Raw genomic sequence first — 20,060 nt, forward strand, 5'->3', positions numbered from 1 at the left:
TTCAGCAAGCACGCATAGCGGTTAAAGCCTGCCAGTGAAAATCGGTGTGTTGGACCAGTTGCGCACGTAGTTGTGAACTACTTTTACCGAATGAAAATATTTAGATATCAAGGCGGGCCCAAGGACCAGACATCGAGCAAGGCCGAGGAATCCTCTTTTCCCGAATTTCACGAAGGCGGGGAATACAGATGGAACGGGGCATCCCACGGACTCGGCTCTGGCGGCAAAGATGGAGACGAACTTCCAGAGGCCAACATTGCCACGGCCATATGGCACTCATATGACGGCCGGACCAGTGTTGAGGAGTACAGGGAAAGACTCCTGAAACTCGACGAAAAGAGATCCCCGGGGCCGGACGGTAACAGGGCGCCCAACGGCGAAGTGCGCGAGGCCTCCTTTTACGTTCGGGACATGGAGAAACGGCTGAAGTCCGAGGGCAACTGGCCTGTCAAAGACCATTGATCGTGGACCTTATGTCGAAGACCCCCTCCTCCGTCGCGCCGGGGGGCTTCGACGCGACAGCGTGGACTCAGAAGAGCGTCGGGCAGGAGCGTGTCGGTGGATCCGTTGGGGCAGTGGAAGCTGATCTTGGGTTGAAGCATGGCGTGCTTCTTGCCAACGTGACGGTGGCGAAGTTGATGAACAACGACGACATGGCCACGTACAGGAAGATCTCCGATCAGCTCCAATGATGTCCGTGATCCCCAGGTTCACCACCGGCGTGTGGAACTTCTCGCTGAGCCCGCCGAAGACGGCCTGGGGCAGGACGAAGTCGCGGCCCATCGCATACATCAGGCGGGGCGCGCTGGCCTGTGTAGCAAGGCCAGAGTCGAAGTACACCACCAGGCCGGCCTGGAACAAGGCACCGAACAGCTGCCTCCGGCAAAGCGATGGAGCTGGCGGCTGACGCCAAATCTTGAACACCTCGCCGGAGTAGATCAGCTGGGTCACGCAAGACACGGCCACCAAGATGCCGCCCATCAGGCAATGAGCATGCGGACTCGCGGCCATGGGTCATCATCCTGAGCATCGGCGCTGCGACGGCCGCAGATCGGAGTAGTCACCCTCGTCGCCGTCGAGCACAAAAATACAACGCGATTCTACTGTCCACCGGGTTCAGTGGTTGATCAGCGAGCTGCAGCGGACCCCCTTGTTGCTTGCGAAGCTGGCAGAAGCCGTTGTGGGGGCGTGTACGCTCTGCCCGAGAGGATCACCCGACAAGGACTCAGCCGACGAGGAGACTGCAGACAGTGACTAACGAACAGTTCGAGAACGATCAGGATGCGGCTGTTGCCTCATCCCACACGGCCCCTGACCTGGCGATAGCGCGTGAGGCCGGTGAGGTGATCACTCACATGCTCGGAGATGGTCGGTCCGTGATTGACCCGAACGCCACGATCTGGACGGCCGAGGCAGCCGGGGAGCTTCGGGCCAGGATCGCGGACAATCTGATTGTCGGATCGGACCAGCGACAGTGGGACAAACTCGATCAGCAACTTCAGGGTGCGCCGCACGAGGTCGTTCTTCTAGCGGCCGAGATCGTCTTCCTGCGCGAGCATCCGCTGCGCTCCGCTCTACCCGAGACTCGTCGAGCTCATGTCGATAGGGTTCTATCCCACCTCGACTCACCTGTGACGGTTCCCGAACACGTGTCGAAGTGGCTGGGCCGCCCAACCGGGACCGCTGGCTTCGAACCTGGCCCCTGGTACAACAGCGCGATGTGGCGGCACGTCATCTGGATAGCTTCCTTCGTACGCTATTGGAACGGTCTGCCCGAGGACGAACGGGAGGTCGCCCGGGCCGATCCGTGGAAGCTCCAACAAGCCATGCTTTCCTCCGGCAACGACCGTTCCGACATCCGGAACGCGCTGCAGTTCCTCGCCCGTCCCGACGTCTTCGAACCAATCTCATCCGCGGGAATGAAGCAAAGGATCCGCGACGGACTTGCCGATCAAATCGGTGGAGTGACAGGCAGCGACCCAGCGTCGATCGACCGTGACCTATTGGCCATCCGCACCGCTCTGGCCCGCTCGGTCGAGCGACAGTTCCACTTTTGGACCCCGGGTGTTGTAGAGCTTTGGGACTCCTCCGCCGGCGAAAACGACCCTGCTGCCGCCGAAATCGCCGCGTTGGCCGAACCTCGTCCGCGCCACTACTGGCTCTACTCTCCCGGAGCGCAAGCCTCGGAGTGGCCGGAGTTCTCGGCCAGCGACATCATGGCGATCGGCTGGGATAAGCTGGACAACCTGGCTTCGTACCCGAACCGGGAGGCGATCCGTCAGGCCCTCGACGTCGAGGAGAGTGGCGGTTCAATGAGGAACGCCGTCCTGGCGGTGTGGCAGTTCCAGAACGAGATCGCCTTGGGCGACATCGTCTACGCCAAACGCGGCCGCCGTGAGATCGTCGGTCGCGGCGAGGTCACCTCCGGCGGACGGTTCGAACCGGACCGCGCCTCGTTCCGCCACGTCCGTTCGGTGAAGTGGACCCACACGGGGTCCTGGGAGCACCCCGGGGACGCTGCAACAAAAACGCTCACCGACATCACGACGTACCGCGACTACGTCGAGAAACTTGAGGCTCTTGTCACCGGCGATGTTGAGCCGGGGCCACCCCTCCCGGCGACGCCACTCCCGTCCTACGACAGGGCCGCGTTTCTCAACGAGGTCTATCTATCCGATACCGGCTACGACCGGCTGCGCTCCTTGCTGTTGCGAAAGAAGAACGTCATCCTCGCTGGTCCGCCGGGTGTCGGCAAGACCTTCGCGGCCAAACGCCTGGCCTACTCGATGCTAGGAGTGAAGGACCCGAGCCGGATCCAGACAGTTCAGTTTCATCAGAGCTATTCCTACGAAGATTTCATGATGGGCTACCGGCCCACCGAGACAGGCGGATTTACGCTCGCCGAGGGAGCGTTTTACCGGTTTTGCGAGGAAGCCCGCGCCGACGACGATGACCGGCCCTACTTCTTCATCGTCGACGAAATCAACCGCGGCAACATCTCCAAGATCTTCGGCGAGCTGCTCATGCTCATCGAGGCCGACAAGCGCGGACAAGAACTGCGCCTGGTCTACAAGAACGAGACCTTCTCTGTACCGGCGAACGTCCACATCATCGGGATGATGAATACCGCAGATCGAAGCCTGGCCGTGCTCGACTACGCGCTGCGCCGTCGTTTCGGGTTTTTCGAGATGTCCCCCGGGTTCGGCTCGGACGGATTCACCCGGTGGCAGCAAGAGGCCGGCAGCCCCACCCTCGACCGCCTCATCACCGCCGTCGTCGACCTCAACAGGGCCATAACCAACGACCCAGCACTCGGCCAGGGATTTGCGATCGGGCACAGCTACCTCACACTTCCTGCGGGCAGCGACGCCGACGACGCCTGGCTCTACTCCGTCGTCGAGGACGAACTCATTCCACTGCTCGACGAGTACTGGTTCGACGAGCCCACCAAGGCCGAGGAGTGGGCGGGCAAGCTCCGGAGTGCCGTCGCATGAACGACCGCTCGATCATGATTCGCAACGTGTACGTCATGATGACGTATGCATTCCGAGCGATCCGCAGCGATGGCAATGACAGGATTGCCGCCGAGCCATTCGATCACATTCATGACCTGCTAGCGGAGATCCTTGTACGTGGCGTCGGCGCGCAGGTCAAGCGCGGTCTTCATCGAGATTACCTTCACCGCAGCGACGAAATTGCCACCGTCCGCGGCCGGATCGACGTGACTCGCACTATTGCCACCCGCTCAAACACCCGTGGGCGGCTAGTGTGCGAGTTTGACGAGTACGAACCAGACACGCCCCATAACCGGGCACTGAAGTCGGTCATTGTGCTCCTCATCCGCCACAGCGACGTCGCCATGGCGCGCAAAGACGCTCTGCGGCGGCTCCTGCCATACTTGGACGCCGTGACGCTGGTGGCACCGACGTCGATCCGGTGGCACATGCTCACATACCACCGCGCCAACGCCACTTACCGGCTGCTCCTCGGCGTCTGCGAGCTGATCGTCCGCGGACTCCTCCCCACCCAGGACTCCGGAACCTCGAAGCTCACATCGTGGGTTTCGGATGATGCGATGAGCGCTCTGTACGAACGGTTCCTGCGTGAGTACTACCGGGTCCACCATCCCGAGGTCTCCTCCGGCGCGCCAACCGTTGATTGGGACCTCGATGAGCCGCGGAGCCCAAACTTGCAACTGCCCTTGATGCGTACCGACGTCACGCTCCGCAACCGCGGGCGCACTCTCATCATCGACGCGAAGTACTACAGCCATTCGATGCAGACCGGAACATGGGGCAAGGCGACCGTCCATTCGACGAATCTGTACCAAGTGTTTTCATATGTGAAGAACGAGGACACCCTGCGCGACGGGTCCGTCAGCGGAATGCTTCTATACGCGCGTACCGATGCCGTAGAGCAGCCCGACCTTGACGTCGTAATCCAAGGCAATCGAATAGGCGCGCGAACCCTCGACCTAAACCAACCCTGGCAGTATCTCAGCGCTCAGCTCGAAGACATTATCGGATGGCTTTAAGACTGAGTCGCTTTTCTTGCTCGCTGACCCTGCCGCGATGGCAAGACTCCGTGACAAAAGGGAAGTTCTCGAGCAAGTAGAGATCACCACCGTGAACCCTGAGCGCCCAATCCCGATGTCACATTCGGAGGTCAATGCCCGGTACGACGAGGTCACGGAGAAGATTCGGCGCCGATACGAAGTATCGCTGGGTGACCCAGAAGCTCCTGACGTGAAGGAACACAAGATAGTGCATCTCGTGGAAGGCCTCCTGATTACGGATGAGATGAAGCTTCCTGGCGTCAGGATCTACGGCACGAAGAACCGACCTGGCGGCCTAGATGCGCGCAACCTGATGCACGAAACGCTTGATGCGCTTCTCTGGCCTGACACGGCGCCCTAGGACGTATGGGTGCAGCGCTTTGCCCATGATCACCCGGTGGCGGTAGTCATCTGCCCCTCTGTCCAGGCGGCTGACATTGAAGAAACCGAAGCCACAAGGTGTCGCGCGCGGGATGACCTTCTCTCTGTCATGGCGATAAACAGAGGCGCTAGGGGGTCGTCCCACAGTCACAGAGATTTGCTCAACGCCAGTCTGATGGCAGCATGACAACAAAGTTCAGATTCGATCACCCGGGTTACCGCGGGAACCTGGCTGGCGGGTTCATGGCGGGAGTACGTGGCGTACTCCGGAAAGGCGACCAGCCCGGCGCCGTCTAGGGTGGCCTCGGCGGCGAAACGGTCGATCGCGGCGAGGTTCGCCCGGATGTCGGTGCCCGACTCCAACTGCCCCCAGCGCTATCCTCACGGCTGTTCCTTCCCTCGGCCCGGCGGTCACAAAACAAACTGTCAGGTTCAGGCGGCCGCCTCGACCGTCGCCTTCTCAGTGGCCGTCATCTCCGGCGGAGCAGCCTTGAAGCCCCGGGTGATCAGGGCCAGGACCACCACACCCAGCACACTCCCAGCGTAATGGCGTTACTGTCCAGCTGGGAGAGCAGGTAGGCGCAGATGACGGCGCCGATCACCGGGACCATCACGTAGGACACCGGGTTCAGCTGGTGCCCGGCCCGGCGCTGGCGCACATAGTGGAACACCACCGAGGCGTTCACCAGCGTGAAGGCAGTGAAGGCACCAAAGTTGATGAACGACGTCGAGGTGGCCACGTCCAGGAAGATCGCGATGAGGCCCACGATGCCGGTGATCACCAGGTTCGCCACCGGGGTGTGGAACTTCTCGCTGAGCCTGCCGAAGACCGCCTTGGGCAGGACCGAGTCGCGGCCCATCGCGTACAGCAACCGTGACGCGCTGGCCTGCGCGGCGAGGCGGGAGGCGAACTGCGCCACCACCGGGCCGGCCAGGAACACGGCGCCGCTAGGTAAGTCCGACAACGCCGACGCCCCATCTTTCAGAATCTCTTGCAGCTTTGGCTAACATTTGACGATGGAAGCATCACCCGGAGGTCATGAATGGACGGACATCGAATCTTGTGAAAAGGCCTGGGTCGCCACGCCACCGTTGTCAGGTGTGTATAGGTGGTTTCTCCAGGGCGATCTCCCAAAGGATTTCAATTGGCCTCCTACACTGACTCCCATTCGGCAGGGTGACCTGATTTATTTCGGACGAGCGACGTCTCTCCGCACTCGCGCCAAGCATCATAAACTCCCTACATCCCAGTCAACTCTCCGGAGGGCGCTTGCGTCGCTAATGGGTTTGCAGGCCGAGTGGCGAGGGAATTCAGCGCATCCTGGTCTAGTCCGGGAACACGAGATGCAGTTAACAGGCTGGATGAACAATAACTTATCCATGTCCTTTGTAGTCGTTTCGGCCTCACTCGTGGAAAGCACCGAGAAGTCTCTGCGCGCGTCGCTGAAGCCGCCGCTGAACCGCGACGGCTTGACCCCAGAACAGCGGCACACCAGTGCCGCAGCGGCTGAGATGCAACGCAACGCTTTAGGAGCACGACGTTTGAGAAAGGTCGATCCCGCGGAGGAGACCGAACGCCGCACTTCGGCCCTTCGCGCGATACCAACAACCTCAAAGGGAGACACGATTACGGAACGAATGGCGTTAACCAAGACGCTTTACGAGCAACGGTGGACTCGGTCCCAGATAGCCGCACGAGTGGGGGTGCACACAAGTACAGTCGGAGACTACATCGCCAAACTGCGAGATCGGGGAGAGATAGAACCCGGTCGATCCCGGATCCGCAGACCTGTGGAATCGAGAGAACAAGCGACGAAACTTGACTGACTTTTCCTAGGCTGAGGCTAAGACAATGGCCTTCGGTCAGGAACGCTGAGAAGAGGTTATGCGGTGCGCCACTGTGGACTTTCCACCGGCTCGGCAGTGAGTGGCCGGGTGTGGCGACAGTCCCACCGCTGAGGCGAGGCAGTGGAGGCTCCAGGCAAAGAAGACACCGCGCAATCGGTCCGGTTTAGTTGCGCGGCTTGAGCGCCAACCTTGTATACTTCCGCGGTTCAGAAAAATGCCAAGTGTCTGAGGTTTTCGTCATTGTCATCAGCCGCACATAGCCGGGGCGCCCCGGTCGAGGCCCTTCGCAGGTATCCCGGTAGCACGTCGGCATTCTGCATCGGCGCTGGATTTCAATGTTTGGTGGGGGGCATTAAGTGATTTGTAGGTAGCTCAAATTCCTGCGGCTCTCAGGCCGTCTTGCATGGCATGAACTTGGAAACAGATGGCCGTCTTGCATGGCATGAATTTGGAACAAAGTGGTTTCAAACACCGCTTGCATTAGACGCCCCACAGGCAAGGGTGTCTCTATACCAGCAGGCATGACGCAAATCGATCAAGCCCTCCAATCATCCAGCGAGCAAAGCCACAGGCACAGCTGGTGCGCAGCATGTTATTGTCACACCCCGTTCGTAGAGTGAAAGCGGAACGTAGCACGACCCCGCATCCGTCGGGGAAGCCGAGCGGTACGGGACGTGGGACCGGCTTGAAAGCTAACTCATCGTTCTCAGTACACCGTTAAACAGCGCTCATCGAGCGACATCGGCGCACACGCGGCACGTTCCGGAAGGATGAAACATGGCAACACGACGCGTCAATGGGCTGATCTACGTTCCTTGTCCCGGGTGCGGGCGCAAACTCGGGCCCTTCACTCGTCTCACGGGTGGCCTTATGAAGTGCGGACACTGCGGACGACAGTTCAACGTCACCGTCTAGTACCTCAGGACTGTTATCAATGGAAGGCTCTGCCACGGCCGATTAGTAGGCTAGCTGGATGACTTCCTTCTGAACGTATGGGTCATCGTGCTGCACGCTCGCTCGTCCAGCACGATGACCTGAACACGCAGACCCGGAGCTAGGGGCGCGCCCGGCCAGACCGGACGCGCCCTCCGAGGGACACCGAACCCACGAATGGGTTCAAAGCACCTGATTCAGTCGATGAGAACCGGCTGCTTGTCACCCTCCGCCGCTTCAACCCGGCCCGCAACCTTCCCGGAACGGTGGTGGAGCCAGTTTGCCACCGCCAGCAGCGCCACGAGCGCGAAAGTGCTCAGGAGCTGGGGACGGGAATCCTCGCCGATGAAGCCCACCGTGAAGATCGCCGCGAGGATGAGCAGGCCAAAGCACGTGAGCCACGGGAAGCCGGGCATCCGCAGGGGAAGCTCCGTACCCTCGCGGTTGGCGCGGAGACGCAGCGCGAGCTGGGCGAGGAGCGCGGATGTCCACACCAGCAGGCACGTCGAGCCCACGATGTTGAGCAGGACGGGAAGGACCTTCTCCGGGAACGCCAGCTCCAGCACAACCGTGACAACGCCGAAAGCGACGCTGGCCAGGACTGCGACAACCGGCACACGCGCCTTGGACACTGAGGCAAGCAGGCGTGGTGCTTCACCCCGGTCGGCGAGGGAGTACGCCATCCGGGAGGCGCCGTACAGGTTGGCGTTGAGGGCGGAGAGCAGCGCCGCCACGGCCACCAGGGTGATGGCTGTGGCTGCGCCGGGCATGCCGGCGGCTTCCAGCACTGCGGCGAACGGGCTCTTCAGCCCGGCCGAACCCACGGGAACCACTGCCGCGATAACGAAGATCGCACCGATGTAGAAGACCAGGATGCGCCACAGCACCGTCCGGACCGCTGTCCGCACGCTGCGGGCAGGCTCCGCGGTCTCAGCTGCCGCCACGGACACGATCTCGGTGCCGCCGAACGCGAACGCCACCACGAAGAGCGCCGTCGCGATCCCGGCGAAGCCATCGGGCGCGAATCCGTCTCCGGTGAAGTTGGCCAGGCCCGGCGACTGAACGCCCGGCAGCCAGCCAAAGAGCAGGGCAGCGCCCACCAGGAGGAACCCGACGATTGCCGCCACCTTGAGCAGGGCGAACCAGAACTCGAACTCGCCGAAGTTCTTCACGCTGGTGAGGTTCACAGCGGTGAGCACCACGATGAACACGAAGGCCATCAGCCACACCGGCAGGGCCGGGAAGATGGTGGACAGCAGGCCCGCCGCACCGAGCGCTTCCGCGGCGATGACCACCACGAGCTGCAGCCACCAGAGCCAGCCCACCGTGGCACCGGCCACCGGCCCGTAGGCCTTGGCGGTATAGACGGAGAAGGCGCCGCTGTCCGGGTTGGCGGCGGCCATCTCGCCGAGGGCCCACATCACCAGGATGATGAGCGTGCCGGCCACGAGGTAGGAGATCAGCACGGCCGGGCCGGCAGCCTGGATGCCGGCTCCGGAGCCGATGAAGAGGCCCGCGCCGATGGCGCTTCCGAGCCCCATCATCGTGAGCTGGCGGGGTTTGAGTGCGGCGCCCAGTGCGCGGCCAGACGTCATTGTCTGTTGTTCCATGGGGAGTCCTCTGGTTGTAGGCGGAACGGATTGGGTTTTCAGGTCAGTCGTTTTTCAGGCTGAGTGGGATTCCAGAAGCCGGAGCACACGATCGTTGGAGGCGGGGCTGGCGACGGTGATCCGCACACCGTCCCCCTGGTACGCCCGGACCAGGATGCCTGCGCGGTCAAACGCGTCCACCAGCCTCGCGCAGAGATCGTCATCCGCACGGATCCACAGGAAGTTGCCCTGGCTCGCCTGCAGTTTCCAGCCCTGGGCTTCCAGCTGCGCGGCCATCCGTGCGCGTTCCTGCCTGACGGCGGCCACCCGCGCTTCAATCTCCTCCCCGGCGTCCAGCGACGCGACGGCCGCCTTCTGGGCCAGCGCGCTCACGGAGAAGGGAAGCGCGGTCCGGCGCAGTCCCTCAGCGATGGCCGGCGCCGCCACGGCGTATCCCACGCGCAGGCCGGCGAGTCCGTAGGCCTTCGAGAAGGTGCGCAGGATGCAGACGTTCGGGTACTGGCGGTAGAGGGCCAGGGAATCGGGGCCGCTGCCCGCTTCGGCGTATTCCACATAGGCCTCGTCGATCACCACGAGGATGTCGGAGCGGACGGATTGCAGGAACGCCTCGATCCGTTCATGGCTGATCGGCACGCCGGTCGGATTGTTGGGGGTGCAGAGCAGGATCACCTTCGTGCGGGCAGTGACGGCCGCGGCCATGGCATCGAGGTCGTGGCCCTCACGGTCGTCCAGCGGGATGCGGACCGGCAGGGCGCCTGCCAGTTCGACCAGGATGGGGTAGGCCTCGAACGAGCGCCACGCGAAGATCACTTCATCCCCGGCATCGCAAAGGCCGGTAATGATCTGCTGGAGGACACCGACGCTGCCGGGTCCCGCCGCGACCTCCGCGGCCGTGACGCCGAGGTGGCGGGCAATCCGTTCACGGAGTTCGACGGCGGCGCTGTCCGGGTAGCGGTTCATGGTACCGGCCGCTGCGGCCACCGCAGCGGCGGCCGCGGGCAGCGGTTCGTAGTGGCTTTCGTTGCTGGCGAGGGCTGCCATGTCCGTCCCGGCGCTGCGCCGGCCCGGGACGTAGGGCGGAAGTCCGGCCACCGCGCCACGGAGGGTGGGGAGCGCGGTGTCCGGTGCGGTCAGGAGCTGATCACGGGTCATGAGGAACGATCATGTTGTGACCCGGCGCACAATGCAAGATACGCTCAACCCATTGGGACTTCTGCTCAACTTCTACTGTCTGTGGTGAAAATATGACCATCCCGCACCCCCGCACCGTGGATTCCCTCGACGGCAGGATCATCCTGGCCCTCGACAAGGATCCCGAAGCCAGCGCCCTGGCACTCTCGCGGACGCTCGGCGTCGCACGGAACACGGTCCATGCCCGGCTGGCACGGCTCGAGCGCAGCGGCGCCCTCCGCTCCTTCAGCCGGAGACTGGATCCCGCCGCGCTTGGTTATGACCTGATGGCTTTCCTCTCGCTGTCCATCAGCCAGACCCGGACGGGTGCGGTGGAAGACGGGCTCGCCGCGATTCCGGAGGTCATCGAGGTGCACGCCACCACCGGGGACGCGGACCTCATGGCCAAGGTGGTGGCCCGCAGCACGGCCGATCTCTACCGCATCACCAACCAGATCCTGGAAATCGAGGGGATCCAACGGACCAGCACGGCCATTTCCGTGCTGGAACTTATGCCGCCCCGCTACGACGGCCTCCTGAGCCGGCTGTCGGAGCAGGAATCCCCGCAGCGCAACTAAATGGAGGCTTACAAATGGGCACAGGATTTTCTCCTGCGAATTGCTGTCTTTTCAAAATTCGACGCCGCCGGTGTCGCTGCATGCCCGGTGCACGATGCAGAACAAATCAGAAGTGATCCTCACGTTAAGGCTCTCGGCACCTTCCTGACATTCGTAGACGACGACTCGGACCAGATTCGCGTCCAGGCTCCCGTCGACTGCTTGTCACAGACTCCGCGGCTCGCGCGCCACTTTGGAGGCAGCGTGGGAGCAGACAACAACGGTCTACGGAGACCTCGTGGGAATTGCATCGGAAGAGATCCGCGATCTAAGAAACCAGACGCATCATCTGACCTCAGCCGTCCAGTACCCGAATCAGGGAAGGGGGTGCTGCCCTACAGCAAGGACGGCACCCGCAGGAGTACCCGGACGGTGTACTGCAGCGCGAACGGCACAGTCGTCACCAGAGAGACATCATCCAGCAGTGGGGGATGGCAAGCTCGGAGCCAGGAGCGGAGGCGACGTGACCAGACAGCAAAGCCACAGATTGGACGTAGCTCGTCGACGCCTTCGGCTTCTAAGGACGGTTGCGTCGAGGACGTCCTGGCCGCCTCAAGCATTCTACGGACCGTAATAAATGATTGCGAAGAAAGACCCCTTTCCCAGTCGACGGAGCCTTCGAGGTACCGAGCGAACCTCGCGAACTTGAGGTGCAACGACGGTATGGGTGACCAACACTGCGCTGAACGCCAAGTCCTGAGATTCTTTGGGAGAGTCCTGCTCTCGTAGTGTTTGCACCGTCCACTCCCCTTCCGGCGAATGATCCTCACTCGTCAGTTCTGTGGGGAAGTGTTTTGGAAGCCAGCGAGGACGGACCGAACATTCACGCGCTCGATCCGGCATCTACATGGCCGCGCCTTTGCTGCACCTGAATCTGAACGGCACCACTTGTAGACTCGAATTGACTCGAACAGCAGCGCGCGCCTAGTATCGTTACATACTCAGTGCGGGACGTATGGGCCCGCTTTAACTGAAGAGGCGACGCAAGTCGCCTCTTCTGCTTTAAGCTCTGGGAGGTAGGGGCGAACCCAGGGCGACCCACACAGGCCCCTTGGACTTCGCGTCAATTTGGACGGCCGCGAATCGTGCACCAGGCTTATGGTCACCCGTTCCGAGGATGAGACCGCGTCTGTTTGAAGCATCGGTTCCCAGATGGCCGCCTTTAGGCAAGGCCGTAGCAACCCGTATGATGTGAATCACATCAGGGTCAAAAGCCCGATGGGACATCACCGCCCCCAGCCTGCCGATCAACCTTCCCGTCGTAAGGTGTCGCACCAGGGTGTCGCCGGGCACTACACCTCCGGCCGGGAACGACGACGACATAACTGAATTGTCTTCGTCTTTCAGCGTTACAGTGAGAAGGCTGGACCGGCCTACAACGGTGAGTTTCTCGACAGGTGGATGGGCAGCCGGCTTTGAATCGAGGACGAGAACCGGGAATCCGGCATGACTCGCAACGGCGAAGTCGACGTCGACGGCGTAGAGTGTAACGGGATCTCCGGAGAGAGCAGACTTGAGGCTGCTTTTGGCAATTCCTTCAAGCCCGGTCGGGTGGGTGTACATCCCGGAGTCTCTTCCTGGCCGCGGCGTCCAGTCCATAGCTACCTGTTCGGTCAACGCCATGGCAGCGAGTTCGCGGAGCGCGTGCCCGCTCGCGGCCGGACTGAGGCCTGCCATGACCTCCAGCAACAGGGGCGTGAGAAGGAGATGCGGGTGAGGCCGGCGCTGAACTACATCGGTGGCTGCGACATATACGGGCACCCCGACCTGCAGTCCGTAGTCGATAGAGGGGCTGAGGTCGATGTCTTTGCTGAGGACGACTACTGATTCAACGTCAGATCTTCCATGCAGGATGGCGTCGACGTACTTGGTGATGCACACGTTGCATGCGCCGTCGACGATTTTCTCCTCGACGCGGGTTGTCCCGTCGCTATTGTTCTTCACGTGTAGTTCTCCGAGGAGGACTTCGGCGTCCAGGTCAGACTCGATAGACTCTTTGTATTTATCGTTCGAAGCGTGCTGAGCGGCGAGAGTACTTATGTCCTTGTCGCGCGCCAGCGCCAGCCCGACGTGGACGTGGGACACGTCGAAGCCGACCATGGCAAGGCTTGCGCGGACGCCGTCTACAGTGGGCCGACGCCGCTGCCCCATCACAGCCGAAACCTGCCCAAGCACGTTTCGACTGTCCACGATCACAGCGGTCTTCCCCACCGAACTGCCTCCTAAGATCCAACATTCAAGGTCACAAATCCATCTACATTCAATATAGCACCCATTTGTGTTGTAAGTTAGAAGCATGAAAGCTTCGAACTTTGAGACTTCCGCGTTCGGAAGCGTGCAGAAGGATGCAAGCAACGGCTTCAACTGGTTCTTGCCCTCCCCGTTGCCAAAGGACGTAGAACTAAGCGATGAAACACAGATGGCACTGTCGAAAGCGGACGGGGCGGTTGGGCGGCTCGACGGTGTGGCGCGCCTGCTTCGCAATCCCGAACTCATCAGCAGGCCGTACGCGGCACGCGAAGCCGTAGCAAGCTCGCGAATCGAAGGCACCCAAGCGACCCTTACGGACGTGTATGAATCCGAGGCAGGAAACCCCAGAGCCTACGTCCAGGACGTCCGCGCGATAGAGGCCTATAGGCAAGCGCTCGATGAAGGCCTTCAATATGTGCGAGATCAAAAAGTCGACCTCTCCCTTATTCAGCGCGTTCATGCCATCCTTGTGGGGAACCACTCAGACATGTCTCCCGGGCAATGGCGAACCACTCCTGTTTGGCTCGGTTCACCCACAAAGGGCCCAGAAACTGCTCGATTCGTTCCGCCGATCGGACCGGCAATGATTGAGAATTTGGACGACTGGGAGACCTGGCACGCGAGGCCGCCACGACTGCCATTGCTGATACGCATCGCCCTGCTTCATTATCAGTTTTTGACAATTCATCCATTCCGCGATGGCAACGGTCGTGTCGGCCGGATGCTGATTCAACTCCTATTAGAGGAGGAGCGCGCGCTGTCGGCTCCCCTTTTGTACGTCAGCGCCTATTTCGCTGCAAACCGCACAGAGTACTACGACCGATTGCAAAATGTTCGCGAAAAGGGTGAGATCCAGGAATGGCTGCAGTTCTTCCTCACGGCTGTGCATGTTCAGGCCGAAGATGGGCTCGCCCGAGCACTTCACCTTTTGGAACTCAGGGAAAAGTACCGCGCCGACCTATCTGGTGTCCGCAGCCGCGCTCCAGAGGTCGTAGACATGCTTTTTGAGAACCCAGTGGTTACTGCCGCCCAAGTTCAACTGCAGCTGAACGTATCGAACCAGGGAGCATTGAACCTGCTCAGGTCTTTGGAACGTCGCCATTGGCTCAGCACTTTGGGATCCTTCGGTCGGGGCGGCACAAAGTTCTGGTATGCCCCTCAGGTTCTTCAGCTCTTCGATGACGAATCAAGGCCAGCGCCTGAGGAGTCCGAATAATGCAGTTCTGGCGTAGACGAAGCCCTTTACTAGCAGTCTCCCTTCGATCTGCAGGCCCTCGAAGTGCTCTCCAACGCCCGGTGACGTATTTGCCTACAGACAATATCAAGGAGTTGACGTCGATCTTCCTTCGGTCAGGTCACTGCTGACAGTCGCTCCCGGCCACTCGGCGTCGCACGGAACACCGTCCACGCCCGGCTGGCACGGCTCGAGCGCAGCGGCGCCCTCCGCCCCTTCAGCCGCAGGCTGGATCCCGCCGCATTGGGCTATGACCTGATGGCCTTCCTCTCCCTGGCCCTCAGCCAGACCCGGCGGGCTCGGTAGAAGAGGGCCTCGCGGCCATCCCGGAGGTCATCGAGGTGCACGCCACCACCGGAAACGCGGACCTCATGGCCAAGGTCGTGGCCCGGAGTACGGCCGATCTCTACCGCATCACCAACCACGTCCTGGCCATCGACGGAATCCAGCGCACCAGCACAGCCATCTCCGTGGTTGAACTCATGCCGCCCCGCTACGACGGCCTCCTGAGCCGCTGACGGAGCAGGAATCCCGCCCCTCGGAGTAAACGCAGGTGAAGCACGCCACACGTGTGCATATTTTCAGTGGCGACTGTCTTCTGCTGCCAAGAATCCCAGCCGTATTGATGTGTCTTGCCTATCTGTGAACCAGCCCACAAGATTCCTGCATGACTACTCTCACTGTCTCCGGCCGCGTGGCACAGGTTCTCAGCAGCTACATCAGCGATGTCTTCGGTGTGATGGGCAACGGAAACGTCTACTTCCTGGACGCCGCGGAACAGCTGGGCCTCCGTTTCTCCCCCGTCCGCCACGAAGGCGCCGCCATCGCCGCGGCCGACGCCTACTACCGGACCTCAGGTCGCCTCGCAGCGGGCACCACCACCTACGGCCCCGGCTACACCAACGCCCTCACTGCCCTCGCCGAGGCGGTCCAGGCGCAAATCCCCGTTGTACTGGTCACCGGGGACGCTCCGAGCAGCGGCGCCCGGCCCCAGGACGTGGATCAGACTGCAATCGCCGCGGCACTCGGCGCGGCCACCTTCACCGTCACCCGCGACGCCGCGGGTGCCATCACGCAGCAGGCGGTGGAATACGCACTCACCAAGCGCACCGCCGTCGTGATTGCCATCCCCTACGACCTCGCGGCGCTCGAGGCCGGGGACGAGGAACTTCCGGCGCCGCTGGCAGCGGCGGTGACGGACGACGTCGACGGCGGCCTTGGGCAGACAGCCCGCCTGCTCGCCGGGGCGAAGCGCCCGCTGATCATCGCCGGCCGCGGTGCGCATCTCGCCGGAGCCGGCCCGGAGCTCCGCGAGCTCGCCGACCGCCTCGGCGCACTGACCGCCGGAACCGCCCTGGCGCTCAACCTCCTCAAAGGCGAGGGGTACCTGGGCGTCGCCGGCGGTTTCGGCACGGACACCGCGGCCGGGCTCATGGGTGAGGCCGATGTAGTCCTCGTGGCCGGGGCGAGCCTGAGCCCCTTCACCATGCGGTTCGGGCACCTGCTCGGCCCGGACAGCACCGTCATCCAGATCGACACCGCCCTGCAGCCGACGCACCCCCGGGTGGACATGTTCGTCAGCGCGGACGTGAAGTCTGCCGCGGGACGCATCCTGAGGATGCTGGATGGCCCGGCCTCTCCGGACGCCAGCCGCGCAGAAGCCTGGCGCGGGGAAGCCCGCAAGCGCCTGGCCGAAGGACCGGCCCACCACCCAGGCTCCGACGAGACCCCGGACGGCCGGCTGGACCCGCGCTCCCTGGCCACGGCACTGGATGCCGTCCTGCCGGAGCGCCGCACGGTGGTCCAGGACGGAGGGCACTTCGTCGGCTGGGCGCCCATGTACTGGCGCATCCCGAGGCCGCAGGACCTGGTCATGGTGGGGACCGCCTACCAGGCCATCGGGCTGGGCCTTGCCAGCGCCGTCGGGGCAGCCCGCGCCGTGGAGGACGGCCGCACCCTGGTGCTGGCCTCCGGCGACGGCGGTTTCCTGATGGGCCTGTCCGACCTCGAATCGCTCATTGGTGCGGCGAGCAGCGCCGTCGTCGTGATCTACAACGATGCCGCCTACGGAGCCGAAATCCACCAGTACGGCTCCCAGGGCCTGACCGAAAAGCCGATGCTGATCCCCGAGGTGGACTTCAGCGGCATCGCCCGCGCGCTCGGTGCCGAGTCGGCGATCATCCGCTCACTGGCGGACCTAGCCGCGCTCGAGGAATGGATCGACGCCGGTGCGAAGGGAACCTTCGTGGCCGACTGCCGGATCACGTCGAGCGTCCGGGCGCCGTGGCTGAGCGAGTGGATGCAGGCCTCGCAGGCTGCAAAGGCGGCGGTGGCGGGGTAGCTGCCCGGATGCACGAAAAGGAGGCCGACAACGACACCCAGTGTCGCCGTCGGCCTCCTTTTATGCCCGCGAGGTGGTGCTATCCGCCGAAGGGCGCTGGACCCTAGGCCGCCGTCGGAAGCGTTACGTAGCTGCCCTCGATGACGCTGGCGGCAACAACGGGTGTGCCGTCTACTGTGACATAGCTGCCACGGGTGACGGGGCGCAGGTTTCGGGCGCCAGCGACGGTGACATAGCTGCCCTCGACGCCGACGGAGACGCTGCCGGCGGGGAGAGTCACGTAGCTGCCGCCGCGCACTGCGGTGTCAGGGACAGCGCTAGCGGAAGCGGCCTGAAGGGTGGTTTCGGTGATGGATGAGGAGGTTTCGGGGCGTTCGGTCAGGAAAGTCATGGGTTCTCCTTGGGGTTTCGGGATGAGTGCCATACAGGTTCTTGTGCCGCTCAAGCAGGAGGGCGGTTGCGCGTTATATCGCTTGCCCCGCTGGCCCGGGTATGTTCACCGGTGCGGTACTCAAGGGCTACGGTGGCCTGTACCTAATTTTACGGCTTAATGTGAGCTACTCAAAATAAGGTGCGAAGGCTCACGTCATACGCCAGGCGGCTGATCAGAGCGGGGCGGGCGAAAGATCAGCGCAAGATTGCCTCAGGAACGAATCTTTCATTCCTATGAAGAACTAGCATCACGGCATTGGCTGCACAGAATGATGGGGGAAAAGATGAGTGAACATGGTCTGGCGGGGGCAACGGCAGTGCTCGACGAAGTCGGGGGGCGGCCGCCGAACACCCCCGAGATGCTGGTCTGCAGTACGTCCTTCGACTACAAGACCGACAGCCCGGCGAGGAACAATCCCGACCCGGACAGGGACAGTCCGAAGCTCCGGTCTCTCCATCAGTTGCTGTGGACCAAGAAGCTGAACTCCGGTGTCCTTTTCGCGCAGACCGTGCCGCCGAATCGTGGGGACGGCTACCTCATCTTCACCGACACCTCCGGGGGGAGGCATTGGTACGGCAGCGACGCCATCACGAACTCCTACACCAAGTGGCTGCGCCCGAGGCCTCTGGCCGACGCCATTGCCGGGCTGAACGAGGAGCAGCGGGCCCGCTACCTCAACCCGCCGTACACCATCGGCAGTGCAATGATCTGGCCCGTCAGGACGGCGGACCGACCCACCATCAACCAGGCACGAGGAATCAGGTCGCTGATCGCTGACCGCATGGACCTCACCCTGGAGTGCATCCGGCGTCACTACGCAGGAGAGCCCGAGAGCCCCCTCGCCGGTGTCCTCAACGCCTACGCGGACTTCTTCGCGCTCTTCGACGGGTTCAAGGAGTTCGTGGACTTCTTCCACCTGCAAGACCTCGTCACTGCCGACTACGACGAGGTTCGGTTCTTCCTGCCGTTCGACAACTTCAAGCGACGCGGAACACCGGCCACAACGGAGGAGTACGTGACGTATCGGGAGGCCACGCTGGAGTTCATCGCGAAACGGGGACAGCGGATTACCAAGTGGCTTGAGGACAACCACCCCGACAACGAGATTGGCGGTTAGCCCCGTAGCGGGGCTCCCAAGAATGGCGCCGGCGGCCTAGACGAATTCACAGGTCCACCAGGGATAGCCGGAACGGGAGATGTTCCACTTCGTCGAAGGCTGCAGCTCAGGCCCGGGCTCCCCCATCGACCTGCCGCTGTACAACTGCCAGAGCATATTCGGCGGCCGGGCATCGTCCCGCGCCGCCCCGGGGTTCTGACACGGACACTGATTGATCCTGCACCTCTTCTCCTCCGGCAACCGGCCCGCACCGCCCGCTACACCCGCGCCGACGAGATGCACCAGTCATACACAATCACGGTTTCTTCGTCGCCGTCGCGATGGGCACTGAACCCGTAAAGCTTCCGGTCGGATCGGGGCTTCTCAGCGCGGCGCCGCTGGGCGAAGGCGGCTGGCTGCAGCCGAACAACACCGCCTGGGTACTACGCGAATAGATAGCCCTCTCGCAGATTTGATCAAGGGCTGCTCAAGGACTACGCAAAATTCACCGAGCAATCGGAGAACGCCTTGTGCCCGCCTTTTCCCCGTGAAGAATTGGGTCATCAGCATTCTGGATATTGCGTCCGACTTAGCTGACATGGATTTCATCAAGGGGGAAATCAGTTTGAAGCTCACACCAACTTTGGTCAGCGCCGCACGCTTAAGCAGTTCCCCATTGTTGATTACGAAACGGTGCTTAGCGCCAACACCAAGTTGCGTTGTAGAGCAAATGCAGCTCAAGAGTTGTGGACCGAAGACGCATGGATCACGGAAGGTACTGCTTTTCACGCCTCAAACGCATGCCTAGGCGCTAAAGAAATCCCTTGCGTCTTCCTGCGGAGGCACAAAGTCCGCAAGCTTCTGCAGAACGAAAGTATCCATCAGCAGGGTCCGTCAGAAACAAGAAAATGGGGAAAATTATGTCTGATATCAAAAATGGTCCGGCACCTTGGGCAACGCCTGAAGAACGAGTTCAGCTCGTGCGACTTGTCGAGGAGAAGCGCAAAAACGGCCTCGGTGTTGCGTCTCTTGTAGTGGGCATCGTCGCAGCAGTGTTCAGTATGATCCCGATCGTGGGCATGATCGCCTTTATCCTAGGCCCCATTGCCGTCATCCTCGGCGTCATCGCTCTCTTCCTGAAGAATCGGAAGAAGGGCATGGCAATAACGGGAGTCATCCTCGGCATCGTCAGCGTTATTGTCGCCGCAATGGTGACGGCCGGAGTGAGTGCCGCAGCAAAGGCAATTGACAACAGCATCAATGCCGAGCACACGGTGGAGTACATCGTAACCACCACCGGTCCGGCCAGCATCTCGTACTGGACCCCCGGCGGGACATCAACTGAAGACGTCACGTCAGAGTGGAAGAAGTCCATCACCTCTACGGAATTCGGTTTTACGAGCCTGTCAGTCACCGGAAGCTACAGCGATGCGTCCGCCGCAGTCACGTGCGAGATTCTGATCGATGGCAAGAGCGCAGGTAAGAACACGGGCAACGGCACTGGCGCTCATGCCTCTTGCTCGGGAAGCACCTGGTCCAAGTAGCTCAGCTGGATGGCTGGCAAGGGACTACGCAAGACCCGTGCCAGCCAT

General features: G+C 62.0%; 17 protein-coding genes and 1 pseudogene. 12 read left to right on the forward strand and 6 right to left on the reverse strand.

The features are described from left to right. Positions 1-90 precede the first annotated feature (90 nt). The 5 genes from AU252_RS05185 to AU252_RS05210 all read left to right on the forward strand — a co-directional run bounded on the left by AU252_RS05185 (position 91) and on the right by AU252_RS05210 (position 4,916). Positions 91-462 (forward strand): hypothetical protein, encoded by a 372-nt coding sequence (locus tag AU252_RS05185; protein ID WP_157768934.1) that lies wholly within the window; start codon positions 91-93, stop codon positions 460-462. Between the two features lie 11 nt (positions 463-473). After that, positions 474-692, forward strand: a complete 219-nt coding sequence (locus tag AU252_RS05190; RefSeq protein WP_157768935.1) for a hypothetical protein — start codon at positions 474-476, stop codon at positions 690-692. Positions 693-1,250: 558 nt separating this feature from the next. Continuing rightward, the gene (locus AU252_RS23060) at positions 1,251-3,494 is read left to right on the forward strand and encodes an AAA family ATPase (protein WP_240484321.1); all 2,244 of its coding nucleotides are present in this window, start codon (positions 1,251-1,253) and stop codon (positions 3,492-3,494) included. Further along, a complete protein-coding gene (gene mcrC / locus AU252_RS05205; protein WP_058929810.1) occupies positions 3,491-4,534 on the forward strand; it encodes a 5-methylcytosine-specific restriction endonuclease system specificity protein McrC in 1,044 nt (347 codons plus the stop codon). The genes AU252_RS23060 and mcrC overlap by 4 nt, the downstream gene beginning before the upstream one ends. Before the next feature lie 37 nt (positions 4,535-4,571). Next, on the forward strand, positions 4,572-4,916 hold the full coding sequence (locus AU252_RS05210; protein WP_157768936.1) for a hypothetical protein: 345 nt from the start codon (positions 4,572-4,574) through the stop codon (positions 4,914-4,916). A gap of 167 nt (positions 4,917-5,083) precedes the next feature. Here AU252_RS05210 and AU252_RS24445 read toward each other — a convergent pair whose 3' ends face one another. Further along, positions 5,084-5,299 (reverse strand): hypothetical protein, encoded by a 216-nt coding sequence (locus tag AU252_RS24445; protein ID WP_058929812.1) that lies wholly within the window; start codon positions 5,297-5,299, stop codon positions 5,084-5,086. A gap of 143 nt (positions 5,300-5,442) precedes the next feature. After that, positions 5,443-5,901: an amino acid permease gene (locus tag AU252_RS05220; RefSeq protein ID WP_240484322.1), complete on the reverse strand. Its 459-nt coding sequence runs from the start codon at positions 5,899-5,901 to the stop codon at positions 5,443-5,445. Positions 5,902-5,953: 52 nt separating this feature from the next. Here AU252_RS05220 and AU252_RS24970 point away from each other — a divergent pair, with 52 nt between their 5' ends. Continuing rightward, positions 5,954-6,763 (forward strand): GIY-YIG nuclease family protein, encoded by an 810-nt coding sequence (locus AU252_RS24970; RefSeq protein ID WP_430929467.1) that lies wholly within the window; start codon positions 5,954-5,956, stop codon positions 6,761-6,763. A 1,151-nt stretch (positions 6,764-7,914) separates the two neighbouring features. Here the strand turns inward: AU252_RS24970 and AU252_RS05225 are convergent. Next, complete coding sequence (locus tag AU252_RS05225; RefSeq protein ID WP_058929813.1) at positions 7,915-9,327, reverse strand: amino acid permease; 1,413 nt, start codon at positions 9,325-9,327, stop codon at positions 7,915-7,917. A gap of 54 nt (positions 9,328-9,381) precedes the next feature. Beyond that, on the reverse strand, positions 9,382-10,479 hold the full coding sequence (gene hisC, locus AU252_RS05230; protein ID WP_058929814.1) for a histidinol-phosphate transaminase: 1,098 nt from the start codon (positions 10,477-10,479) through the stop codon (positions 9,382-9,384). A gap of 92 nt (positions 10,480-10,571) precedes the next feature. Here hisC and AU252_RS05235 point away from each other — a divergent pair, with 92 nt between their 5' ends. After that, positions 10,572-11,075, forward strand: a complete 504-nt coding sequence (locus tag AU252_RS05235; RefSeq protein ID WP_058929815.1) for an Lrp/AsnC family transcriptional regulator — start codon at positions 10,572-10,574, stop codon at positions 11,073-11,075. Between the two features lie 1,041 nt (positions 11,076-12,116). Here the strand turns inward: AU252_RS05235 and AU252_RS05240 are convergent. Beyond that, entirely contained in the window at positions 12,117-13,325 is a 1,209-nt protein-coding gene (locus tag AU252_RS05240) for a hypothetical protein (protein WP_058929816.1), read from the reverse strand. 85 nt (positions 13,326-13,410) lie between these two features. On the opposite strand from AU252_RS05240, the gene AU252_RS23070 reads away from it, so the two are divergent. The 3 genes and pseudogenes from AU252_RS23070 (at position 13,411) to AU252_RS05260 (ending at position 16,939) form a co-directional block, all read left to right on the forward strand. Continuing rightward, positions 13,411-14,580 carry a Fic family protein gene (locus tag AU252_RS23070; RefSeq protein WP_083510276.1) on the forward strand — a complete coding sequence of 390 codons (1,170 nt, stop codon included), beginning with the start codon at positions 13,411-13,413 and terminating at the stop codon, positions 14,578-14,580. A gap of 150 nt (positions 14,581-14,730) precedes the next feature. Continuing rightward, positions 14,731-15,145: pseudogene (locus AU252_RS05255) on the forward strand (Lrp/AsnC family transcriptional regulator); the annotation flags it as partial. Between the two features lie 120 nt (positions 15,146-15,265). After that, positions 15,266-16,939 (forward strand): thiamine pyrophosphate-binding protein, encoded by a 1,674-nt coding sequence (locus AU252_RS05260; protein ID WP_058929819.1) that lies wholly within the window; start codon positions 15,266-15,268, stop codon positions 16,937-16,939. 103 nt (positions 16,940-17,042) lie between these two features. On the opposite strand, the gene AU252_RS05265 is transcribed toward AU252_RS05260, so the two are convergent. Next, positions 17,043-17,330 carry a hypothetical protein gene (locus AU252_RS05265; protein WP_058929820.1) on the reverse strand — a complete coding sequence of 96 codons (288 nt, stop codon included), beginning with the start codon at positions 17,328-17,330 and terminating at the stop codon, positions 17,043-17,045. A gap of 325 nt (positions 17,331-17,655) precedes the next feature. Here AU252_RS05265 and AU252_RS05270 point away from each other — a divergent pair, with 325 nt between their 5' ends. Together AU252_RS05270 and AU252_RS05275 are read left to right on the forward strand one after the other, a co-directional pair. Then, complete coding sequence (locus AU252_RS05270; protein ID WP_240484323.1) at positions 17,656-18,489, forward strand: DUF6994 family protein; 834 nt, start codon at positions 17,656-17,658, stop codon at positions 18,487-18,489. A gap of 887 nt (positions 18,490-19,376) precedes the next feature. After that, positions 19,377-20,012, forward strand: a complete 636-nt coding sequence (locus AU252_RS05275) for a DUF4190 domain-containing protein (protein ID WP_167349817.1) — start codon at positions 19,377-19,379, stop codon at positions 20,010-20,012. The last annotated feature ends 48 nt before the right edge of the window (positions 20,013-20,060 follow it).

Origin of the sequence: Pseudarthrobacter sulfonivorans (assembly GCF_001484605.1) — a bacterium.
GTDB lineage: Bacteria > Actinomycetota > Actinomycetes > Actinomycetales > Micrococcaceae > Arthrobacter > Arthrobacter sulfonivorans_A.